The organism is Paenibacillus sp. 481 (assembly GCF_021223605.1).
Classification (GTDB): Bacteria; Bacillota; Bacilli; order Paenibacillales; family Paenibacillaceae; genus Paenibacillus_B.
Window position 1 is genome coordinate 2,192,424 of record NZ_CP075175.1, and the last position, 10,077, is coordinate 2,202,500.

General features: G+C 46.1%; 6 protein-coding genes, 8 tRNA genes and 1 rRNA gene (1 of these 15 cut by a window edge). 2 read left to right on the forward strand and 13 right to left on the reverse strand.

All coding sequences use genetic code 11. The annotated features are described in order from the left end of the window. Nucleotides 1–5: 5 nt before the first annotated feature. Together lgt and hprK are read right to left on the reverse strand one after the other, a co-directional pair. Nucleotides 6–1,091 carry a prolipoprotein diacylglyceryl transferase gene (gene lgt / locus KIK04_RS09430; protein ID WP_232278005.1) on the reverse strand — a complete coding sequence of 362 codons (1,086 nt, stop codon included), beginning with the start codon at nt 1,089–1,091 and terminating at the stop codon, nt 6–8. Nucleotides 1,092–1,112: 21 nt separating this feature from the next. Then, a complete protein-coding gene (hprK, locus tag KIK04_RS09435) occupies nt 1,113–2,051 on the reverse strand; it encodes an HPr(Ser) kinase/phosphatase (RefSeq protein WP_232278006.1) in 939 nt (312 codons plus the stop codon). A gap of 415 nt (nt 2,052–2,466) precedes the next feature. Between hprK and KIK04_RS09440 the strand changes: the two genes are divergently transcribed. Continuing rightward, nucleotides 2,467–4,308: a chitinase gene (locus KIK04_RS09440; protein WP_232278007.1), complete on the forward strand. Its 1,842-nt coding sequence runs from the start codon at nt 2,467–2,469 to the stop codon at nt 4,306–4,308. A 133-nt stretch (nt 4,309–4,441) separates the two neighbouring features. Continuing rightward, a complete protein-coding gene (locus tag KIK04_RS09445) occupies nt 4,442–4,942 on the forward strand; it encodes a DoxX family protein (RefSeq protein ID WP_232278008.1) in 501 nt (166 codons plus the stop codon). Nucleotides 4,943–5,053: 111 nt separating this feature from the next. Here KIK04_RS09445 and KIK04_RS09450 read toward each other — a convergent pair whose 3' ends face one another. From KIK04_RS09450 to KIK04_RS09500, 11 genes are all read right to left on the reverse strand, one after another. Then, nucleotides 5,054–6,175, reverse strand: a complete 1,122-nt coding sequence (locus KIK04_RS09450; RefSeq protein ID WP_232278009.1) for an ABC transporter ATP-binding protein — start codon at nt 6,173–6,175, stop codon at nt 5,054–5,056. A gap of 109 nt (nt 6,176–6,284) precedes the next feature. Further along, on the reverse strand, nt 6,285–7,388 hold the full coding sequence (locus KIK04_RS09455) for a PucR family transcriptional regulator (RefSeq protein ID WP_232278010.1): 1,104 nt from the start codon (nt 7,386–7,388) through the stop codon (nt 6,285–6,287). A 251-nt stretch (nt 7,389–7,639) separates the two neighbouring features. Further along, nucleotides 7,640–7,715: transfer RNA gene (locus tag KIK04_RS09460), tRNA-Lys, on the reverse strand. Between the two features lie 5 nt (nt 7,716–7,720). Next, a tRNA-Tyr gene (locus KIK04_RS09465) sits at nt 7,721–7,806 on the reverse strand. 10 nt (nt 7,807–7,816) lie between these two features. Next, nucleotides 7,817–7,892: transfer RNA gene (locus KIK04_RS09470), tRNA-Phe, on the reverse strand. 69 nt (nt 7,893–7,961) lie between these two features. Continuing rightward, nucleotides 7,962–8,038: transfer RNA gene (locus KIK04_RS09475), tRNA-Asp, on the reverse strand. Nucleotides 8,039–8,051: 13 nt separating this feature from the next. Beyond that, nucleotides 8,052–8,127: transfer RNA gene (locus KIK04_RS09480), tRNA-Thr, on the reverse strand. A 7-nt stretch (nt 8,128–8,134) separates the two neighbouring features. Continuing rightward, nucleotides 8,135–8,210: transfer RNA gene (locus tag KIK04_RS09485), tRNA-Val, on the reverse strand. Between the two features lie 27 nt (nt 8,211–8,237). Beyond that, a tRNA-Met gene (locus tag KIK04_RS09490) sits at nt 8,238–8,314 on the reverse strand. Nucleotides 8,315–8,336: 22 nt separating this feature from the next. After that, a tRNA-Ser gene (locus KIK04_RS09495) sits at nt 8,337–8,425 on the reverse strand. Between the two features lie 124 nt (nt 8,426–8,549). After that, a 23S ribosomal RNA gene (locus tag KIK04_RS09500) occupies nt 8,550–10,077 on the reverse strand (it continues 1,406 nt past the right edge of the window).

The following is a 10,077-nucleotide window of genomic DNA, read 5'->3' on the forward strand; positions in this document are numbered from 1 at the left end:
AACGTTCAGTTCTCCTTTTTGTGTGCACTATCATTGCTCTCAGTTGTATGATTTGAACCTGAACTTGAAGACTGATCTTGATTGGGCTTTGCCTTCTCACTTTTCACTACATTATCTTTTGCGTCTTTTGCGTCTTTTGCGCCTTTAACATGTTTAGCATCTTTAACATCAGCATTGCCCAACGTCGAAACGATTGGGGCACTGTAAGACACGTTAGCCTTACCTGTGACGCGTCGAACAATAATTAAAGCAATTCCTGCTAACACAAGGAAAATGGCAACTAGTTGCGAAATACGGACATTTCCGTAATCGGGATTCAAATAACCTTGTTCGAACAACGCTGTCATAGGAGACCAGAGTGCGTTTACGAACGACGCCATCCACTCACTTCCTTGATAAGCTAAGCTATCCGTACGCAATCCCTCAATATAGAAACGACCTACTGAATACCATATCAAATAGCCAATAAACAACTCACCGTTTTTCACCGTACGCAAGCGACGTAAGCCGAACAACAGCAACACACCGACAAAGTTCCATAGCGATTCATATAAAAATGTCGGATGATGGAACACTCCGTTTACGTTCATCTGGTTGACGATAAAGTCAGGTAGATGCAGTACGTTGCGCAAAAAAGATTCTTCGGCCGGGCCACCATATGCCTCTTGATTAACAAAGTTGCCCCAGCGGCCAATCGCTTGTCCGATCAGCAAGGATGGCGCACAAATATCTGCGATGCGCCAAAAGCTGTATCCCTTTTTACGTACATAAATGACTGCACATACGACCGCACCAATAAGTGCGCCATATATCGCAATGCCGCCATTCCAAATCTTGAATATTTCAGTCCAATCATGCTTGTATTGTTCCCACTTGAACGCGACATAATAGGCGCGCGCGCCAATAAGGGCGGAAGGAACACCGAATAGCAGCAAATCCATAAAGAAGTCCTGCGAAATACCGAAGCGTTTTCCTTCGCGAATCGCCAGCAGAAGCCCTACTAGCGCTGCTGTACCTAGTATAAGTCCATACCAGTGTACAGCAAGCGGCCCCAACTCAAGCGCGATTGGATTTAGCAACATCGTCCCCATCTTTTAAATTCCACCCCTCACTCAATCAAAATCATCCATATCTTCTGCAATCGTTTCCGTAAGCTTATTCGTAAATTGAAGCGCCGCGTTATATCCCATACGCTTCAAGCGGTAGTTCATGGCCGCCACCTCAATGATGACCGCCAAGTTACGACCTGGGCGTACCGGAATTGTCACGAGTGGCACATCCGTATCAATAATGCGAGTCACCTCTTCATCCAAGCCGAGACGGTCATACTGCTTATCTTGCTGCCAATTTTCCAGCTTAATAACAACACTAATACGCTTATTGTTGCGAATTGCCCCTGCTCCGAACAAAGTCATTACATTAATAATGCCAATTCCCCGAATCTCTAATAAATGTCGGATAAGCTCAGGCGCTGTACCATGCAGCTGATTGTCAGCTGTCTGGCGAATTTCAACCGCATCATCGGCAATAAGACGATGGCTGCGCTTCACCAACTCTAGCGCGGTCTCACTCTTACCGATCCCGCTTCCGCCCGTAATGAGCATACCAACGCCGTACACATCAACTAGCACGCCGTGAATCGTGGCAGTTGGAGCCAATTTCCGCTCCAAATAGCTCGTGATACGGCTAGATAAAGTGGTCGTAGCCGCATTAGATCGCATCAAAGGCACATCATGCTCGTTGCAAACTTGTATAAATTCTTCTGGCACCTCTAAGCCGCGGGTAACGATAATGCACGGCATATCTTCCGAACAAAAATGACTCATGCGCTCCAGGCGCACCTCATTAGGCAGCGTTTCAAAAAAATCTAGCTCGGTCTTCCCGAGCAATTGCACCCGCTCTTTCGGATGATGCTCGAAATATCCGGCCATTTCTAATCCCGGACGATGCAAATCATCAACCGTAATCGGCCGCTTCAGTCCCGGAGCACCTGCAAGCACATCTAGATGGAACTGTTCCGCCAATTCGGAAACTTTCACTTTTTTGGCCATCGTCGTTCAACTCCTTCGTCATCTGGGTCTTACGGCTAGCGTTTGTCTACCTTCTGTCTCTCTAACAACCTCAATACACCGCTGTAAGACACAGTTTACCTCATTGTAAATATCGTAATGGAAAATGACATTGAAATCAACGTTCCCATGGTACGAACTCAACGAATGGAGATAGTTATCCCTTCTTTTTTCAGCCACTCGTCGATAACTTGCCTTTATGATAGAACCCATCAGATTACGACAGAAAATATTGTCGATTTTTAAGGATTTAGATCGACTTTTAGCAGGGTTTTCAAAATGCAACGCGAATATATGCTTATACCATTTTAAGGAGGTGTTTCGAACAAGCCGCTCACTCATGCAGCTATGGCTGTAATGATCGCTACATTTTCATTTATGAAGGAGGATTAAAATTATGTCATTATTCAAATCAGTACTCGCAAAACGAAGCCTTGCCGTACTCCTGATGTGCGTGCTCGTTCTTTCACTCATCCCTGTAACCGCTTTCGGCACAGCTTCACCAGAAACACCTTCAGCCGCCGCACCAGCTGCTTGGGCACCTAACACGGCCTACAAGATAGGCGATCTGGTCACTTATCAAAATAAATCCTACGAATGTACGCTTGCTCACACTTCACTCGTAGGCTGGGAACCAGCTGCAGTGCCTGCACTCTGGAAAGTGAGCACCAGTCAACCTCCAGTGGACATCACGCCACCTACCGCACCACAAACGCTGCAAGCAACAGCCGTCACTCATAATTCAGTCACACTTAGCTGGCAAGCAGCTACAGATAATGTAGGTGTAACTTCTTATCATGTATGGAACGGCACACTCAAAGTCGGTACATCCGCAAGTACAACGTTTACTGCAAGTGGGCTGACTGCTAACACGAACTACACATTCTCCGTACAAGCGGCTGATGCAGCCGGCAACGTATCTCCAGCAAGCAATATCATCACGATTTCTACACCTGGTGCACCTAATGATGTAGAGGCTCCTAGCATACCAGCAAATGTCCAGCTTACCGACAAGACTTCTACTTCCTTAACAATCACTTGGAATGCCTCCACAGACAACATCGCCGTCACACAATATGAAGTGTTATTAAACGGACAACTTGCTGGAACAACAAGCAGCACAACTTGGACAGCAGCAGGCCTAACTGCAAGTACAGCTTATAGCTTAGTCGTACGTGCCCTAGATGCCGCTGGCAACCGTTCTGGCGACAGCGCTGTAGTTACAGCAACTACAAATCCTACAAATCCAGGCACAAGCACACGCAAACTGATCGGATATTGGCACAACTTTAACAATGGTTCAGCGAATATTCGTTTGAAAGATGTATCTCCACACTACGACATCATTAACGTTGCCTTTGCAGAGCCGATTGCAGCAGATCGGGCAACAATGGGATTCACACCGTACAACGCAACCAAAGAGCAATTCATTGCTGACATTGCCGCACTTAAAGCACAAGGTAAAAAAGTAAACATCTCAATTGGCGGCGCAGACGGTGCAGTTGAATTAGTAGATAATGCAGCCAGACTGAACTTCACTCGTACAATGACCGCCATCATTAATGAATATGGCTTTAGCGGTATAGACATCGACTTGGAAGGTAGCTCACTCGCTTTAAATGGTGGAGATACGGATTTCCGTAACCCAACGACACCTAAGATCGCTAACCTCATCGCTTCTGTTCGTGAAATATTAAGCCAAAAAGGCCCTGACTTCTTACTGACAATGGCTCCAGAAACAGCTTATGTTCAAGGTGGCATGACTGCATACGGCGGCCCATGGGGTGCCTACTTGCCGGTCATTTACGCCTTCAAAGACAGACTGAACATTATCCATGTTCAGCACTATAACACAGGTGGCATCACAGCTCTTGATGGCCGTACTTATAGCCAAGGCACACCTGATTTCCAAGTTGCCATGACTGAAATGTTGTTGCAAGGCTTCCCAATTGCCAACAATCAGGCGAACAAGTTCCCTGCTTTACGTGCGGATCAAGTAGGTTTCGGATTACCATCAATACCGCGTGCTGCTCCTGCAGGAGGGTACACAACCCCAGCTGATATTGATAAAGCACTGAAATATCTTGTTAAGGGTCAAAGCTATGGTGGTGCCTATGTACTGCGTAATCCAGCTGGCTATTCAGCCTTCCCTGGAGTCATGACATGGTCCATCAACTGGGATCAAGTGTCCGGCTTTGGGTTCTCACAACCCGTTCGTAATTCATTGAACAGTCTGTAATTCACTAGAATAGCAAGAGGGCTGTCCGTGCTAGGGAATTAGTTGATACTACTAGCGGACAGTCTCTTGCTCTATAAAAAATTCAATATAAAACTTAAAGCGCTGTCTATTTGGAATAGAGGAGAGTTTATAGATGATAGAATTTGCTCGGAAAAATGTCGTCGTAAAATGGCTTTTAATTGTCGTAAGAGTTATGTTAGGTTGGTATTGGTTTAAAGCCGCATTAAATAAATTGCAAAAAGGGAACTTTGATGCCACTCAATATATTTCTGGTGCAATAGAAAAATCCCAAGGTGCCAAACCATCTATTCCAGATTGGTGGGGACAATTTTTGGAGTCCGTCGTTATGCCTAACATCCAAATCTTTAACTTCATCGTTCCCGTCGGAGAATTGCTTGTAGGAATCGGACTTATCGTCGGCCTGTTCACCAAAACAGCCGCCTTCTTCGGATTCATGATGAATTATGCCTTCTTCCTTAGTGGTTCCGTTAGCCTTAACCCAACGATGATTATCGCTTCGTTGCTCATCCTTATATCGCTCCATCAAGCTGGCTCAATCGGTTTAGACGGACTAATAAGAAGTCGTAATTTTTCATTTTTCAACAAGCAAAAAGGCGTGTCCGCTCAAACTTAATCGCACATAGGTACACCAAAAAGGGTGCTTCCCAAGTCGTTGACTTGCGAGGCACCCTTTTTTTGTAGTTCTTTTAGATTCACGCTTATATGCGATCTAATTTATTTATAATTAGCTCTCGAAAATGTTCAATTCGGAATCTTTATCAAACACGTGAATTTTGTTCATATCGATTGCAAGCTTCACAGTTTGGCCTTCCTTAGCGTTGGAGCGACCGTCTACACGAGCGATAACGCTGCTGTTGCCTACACCGTTCAAGTAGAGCAACATCTCGTGACCCAAGTTCTCAGCAACTTCAATAGTAGCTGTGAACTGGCTGTGTGGCGATGCTTCCAAAAATACAGGCTCTTCGTGAATATCTTCAGAACGAACGCCGAGAATAACTTCTTTGCTAACGTAGCCTTTCTCTTTCAAGGCTTGCGCTCTACCTGCTGGAACGACAACGTTCAAGCCAGGTGCTTTAAAGCGAAGTTCGCCGCCCTCTTCAGTTAAAGTACCGTTGACGAAGTTAATCGTTGGCGAGCCAATAAAGCCTGCAACGAACATATTCACTGGATGGTTGTACAACACATCTGGAGCTGCCGCTTGTTGAATGATACCGTCTTTCATAACAACGATACGGTCACCCATCGTCATTGCTTCGATTTGGTCATGCGTTACGTAAATAACTGTCGTTTGCAAACGCTTCGCCAATTTCGAAATCTCAGCACGCATTTGGCCACGCAATTTTGCATCCAAGTTAGAAAGCGGTTCGTCCATCAAGAATACTTGTGGCTCACGAACGATTGCACGACCAAGCGCAACACGCTGACGCTGACCACCAGACAACGCCTTTGGTTTGCGGTCAAGCAAGTGCTCGATGTCGAGAATTTTCGCAGCTTCACGAACACGTTTGTCGATTTCATCTTTTTTGAACTTACGCAATTTCAAACCAAACGCCATATTTTGATACACGTTCATATGTGGATACAACGCATAAGATTGGAATACCATCGCAATGTCACGGTCTTTTGGCGCAACATCGTTAACAAGGCGGTCACCAATAAACAATTTTCCTTCAGAAATCTCTTCAAGACCTGCAATCATACGCAATGTCGTTGATTTACCGCAACCCGATGGACCTACAAGGACCAAAAACTCCTTGTCTTTAATGTCCAAGTTAACATCTTTAACTGTTGCCTTATCTGCACCCGGGTATTTCTTGAAAATATTTTCTAAGCGTACGCCTGCCATGATCGTTTCCCCCTCAGTATACGTTGAATGTAATCGGTTACTTGTTACTTACATCTTAACGAAATAACGCTTACATGGCTATGCACATCATGCACAAAAATATATCCCCTTAGTTTGTCACTTTGTACAATAGCAAAATCAACTTTACTAATACCGCATCTGAAAAACTCCGCACATCAAGCCCCGTATCTTGCTTTAGCTTATCTAAACGATACAGCAACGTATTGCGGTGAATGTATAAACGCTTCGCCGTTTCACTAACGCTACAATTGTGCTGAAAAAAGGTTACGACCGTGGCCATCGTCTCCTCATCGACAAAACTGCGCCCTTTCGTAACGACACGTTCTAAAAATTGCTTACGTACCTGCTCAGGAATGCTGAACACGAGCCGCTCTAAATGAAGCTCCCACGGTAAATGAATATTATCTGCCACATGAAAAGTTCGCCCTAAATATATCGTCTCACGAAGTTGAGACACCACACCAGGCAGCCCTTTATTTGGAATAGTAGTATAACCAACAGATAATTGACTATCTCCTATCCACTCACTAGCTAACAACTCATATAATCCAAGGCAAAATGAAGTCAATGTATCTTCAATAGACTCCATTTCGTCCGTTTCCTCATCTTGTTCACTCGACCATATTAGCGAGTGTGGGCAAAGTATTAACCATTCTTTTTCTTCAAGCGGTATAAGTACGTACTCTCCTCCAAAATAGGAACGTAGCAGCTTATATAACTCTGCATAGTCAGTGTCCCTTCCATGGTCGGATATAAGCAAAAAAGGAACAAACTCTGCACACAGCCTCTTTTTTAATTGCAGCGTATCAGGTACTTCTGACCCAAGTTGTCGCAGCTCCAATTGCTCATGAATCCATGAGGATAGCTGAGTAGCCTGTACCTTTACCTCATCCGCTGCGCGCAATGAAGTATTTTTTAGTGGTCGCTCTACACGAATCAACCAGTCCATCAGCTGTAATTCTGACGCTGACAGCGTGGCTTCTGAAGCAAGCAAAAACGTTATCATGTCTTCTTCTTCGTTCCATTTATAATAAATAAGATCATTAATACGAACTCCAACAACTAGTTCTCCATCTGTATAAGGCTGGGCTTTTTCCTGCAACTTTCGCCATTGCTTTATCGACAAATGTTGTACCGATATTTCTACTCCGCTAATTTGTTTAAGCTTTTCTGTCACAAAATCTAAATTCATTTTGCTCAGCCTACTTTACATCACATTTTAACATCACAATTGATTGTATTTTAACACATGTTAACCTCGTAATGACAAACACAACCCGTCCATATTGCTTTCTATTAAAATAAACACAAAAAAGACTTGTGATTAGTAGTTCACAAGCCTTTTTCCATTCCAAATATGTAATTAAATAGTGAACTAATCTCAACTATTTTATAAAAAACAAAAAAACTTCAGATATTCACTGAAGTTTGAAAATTAAAAACTGGTGAGCCATGTAGGACTCGAACCTACGACACCCTGATTAAAAGTCAGGTGCTCTACCAACTGAGCTAATGGCTCGTAAATGGTGGAGGATGATGGATTCGAACCACCGAACCCGTAAGGGAGCAGATTTACAGTCTGATGCGTTTGGCCACTTCGCTAATCCTCCATGATTTACATGGTGGCTCGGGACGGAATCGAACCGCCGACACGAGGATTTTCAGTCCTCTGCTCTACCGACTGAGCTACCGAGCCGCAATATATGCGGTTTTCGACAAAAAAATAAAGTGTAGGAGTTAATTCCTCCACTTACTAGAGTAAAAATGGCGGAGCTGACGGGATTCGAACCCGCGGTCTCCTGCGTGACAGGCAGGCATGTTAGGCCTCTACACCACAGCTCCTCAAATTTTTACATGGTGCCGGCGAGAGGACTTGAACCCCCGACCTACTGATTACAAGTCAGCCGCTCTACCAACTGAGCTACACCGGCAAAATAATGGTGGACGCTGACGGGATCGAACCGCCGACCCTCTGCTTGTAAGGCAGATGCTCTCCCAGCTGAGCTAAGCGTCCATATGGGTATATTAAAGATAAGATTTGTGGTAGCGGCGGAGGGAGTCGAACCCACGACCTCACGGGTATGAACCGTACGCTCTAGCCAGCTGAGCTACACCGCCACACTATTCACTTAAAAAATCATGGCGGAGAGAGAGGGATTCGAACCCTCGCGGCTGTGACACCCTAACGCTTTAGCAAAGCGTCCCCTTCGGCCTCTTGGGTATCTCCCCACGTTTAAGGCAGGTTTCACACTTGTCCACCGTATTATAAGTGATTCAAGATAGAAATTCAAGACTTGCGCCCTGAAAACTGATCGTGAAAGGTAAATCGTCACTTCGAATCATCTTGCTTATTTAGGATAAGCCCTCGACCTATTAGTATTCGTCAGCTCCATACATTACTGTACTTCCACCCCGAACCTATCAACCTCGTCGTCTTCAAGGGGTCTTACCAAAAGTGGGAAATCTCATCTTGAGGGGGGCTTCACGCTTAGATGCTTTCAGCGCTTATCCCTTCCATACTTGGCTACCCAGCGATGCTCTTGGCAGAACAACTGGTACACCAGCGGTATGTCCATCCCGGTCCTCTCGTACTAAGGACAGCTCCTCTCAAATTTCCTACGCCCGCGACAGATAGGGACCGAACTGTCTCACGACGTTCTGAACCCAGCTCGCGTACCGCTTTAATGGGCGAACAGCCCAACCCTTGGGACCTACTTCAGCCCCAGGATGCGATGAGCCGACATCGAGGTGCCAAACCTCCCCGTCGATGTGGACTCTTGGGGGAGATAAGCCTGTTATCCCCAGGGTAGCTTTTATCCGTTGAGCGATGGCCCTTCCATGCGGTACCACCGGATCACTAAGCCCGACTTTCGTCCCTGCTCGACTTGTAGGTCTCGCAGTCAAGCTCCCTTATGCCTTTGCACTCTTCGAATGATTTCCAACCATTCTGAGGGAACCTTGGGGCGCCTCCGTTACTCTTTAGGAGGCGACCGCCCCAGTCAAACTACCCACCTGACACTGTCCCCGAACCGGGTAACGGTCCTAGGTTAGAACTCCGATACGAACAGGGTGGTATCCCAACGGTGCCTCCACCTAAGCTGGCGCTCAGGCTTCTAAGGCTCCCACCTATCCTGTACAGTCCGTACCAAAGTCCAATATCAAGCTGTAGTAAAGCTCCATGGGGTCTTTCCGTCTTGTCGCGGGTAACCTGCATCTTCACAGGTATTAAAATTTCACCGGATCTCTCGTTGAGACAGCGCCCAATTCGTTACGCCATTCGTGCGGGTCAGAATTTACCTGACAAGGAATTTCGCTACCTTAGGACCGTTATAGTTACGGCCGCCGTTTACTGGGGCTTCGGTTCATAGCTTCGCCTTGCGGCTAACCACTCCCCTTAACCTTCCAGCACCGGGCAGGCGTCAGCCCGTATACTTCGCCTTGCGGCTTCGCACAGACCTGTGTTTTTGCTAAACAGTCGATTGGGCCTATTCACTGCGGCCCCCTCGGGCTATTAACCCTACCGAGGCACCCCTTCTCCCTAAGTTACGGGGTCATTTTGCCGAGTTCCTTAACGAGAGTTCTTCCGCGCGCCTTAGAATTCTCTTCTCGCCTACCTGTGTCGGTTTGCGGTACGGGCACCTTCTCCCTGGCTAGAGGCTTTTCTCGGCAGCATGAAATCAAGACCTTCGGTACTATAAATTTCCCTCCCCATCACAGCCCAGCCTTAATGATGTGCGGATTTGCCTACACATCGGCCTCACTGCTTGGACGAACTATTCCATCAGTTCGCGTCCCTATCCTTCTGCGTCACCCCATTGCTCATAACGGTTCACGGTGGTACAGGAATTTCAACCTGTTGTCCTTCGACTACGCCTTTCGGC

What these genes read in the sequence shown, in the direction of transcription:
- KIK04_RS09455 (WP_232278010.1), bottom strand. Translation starts at nt 7,388, where the DNA reads ATGAATTTAGATTTTGTGACAGAAAAGCTTAAACAAATTAGCGGAGTA.
- KIK04_RS09445 (WP_232278008.1), top strand. Translation starts at nt 4,442, where the DNA reads ATGATAGAATTTGCTCGGAAAAATGTCGTCGTAAAATGGCTTTTAATT.
- lgt (WP_232278005.1), bottom strand. Translation starts at nt 1,091, where the DNA reads ATGGGGACGATGTTGCTAAATCCAATCGCGCTTGAGTTGGGGCCGCTT.
- KIK04_RS09450 (WP_232278009.1), bottom strand. Translation starts at nt 6,175, where the DNA reads ATGGCAGGCGTACGCTTAGAAAATATTTTCAAGAAATACCCGGGTGCA.
- hprK (WP_232278006.1), bottom strand. Translation starts at nt 2,051, where the DNA reads ATGGCCAAAAAAGTGAAAGTTTCCGAATTGGCGGAACAGTTCCATCTA.
- KIK04_RS09440 (WP_232278007.1), top strand. Translation starts at nt 2,467, where the DNA reads ATGTCATTATTCAAATCAGTACTCGCAAAACGAAGCCTTGCCGTACTC.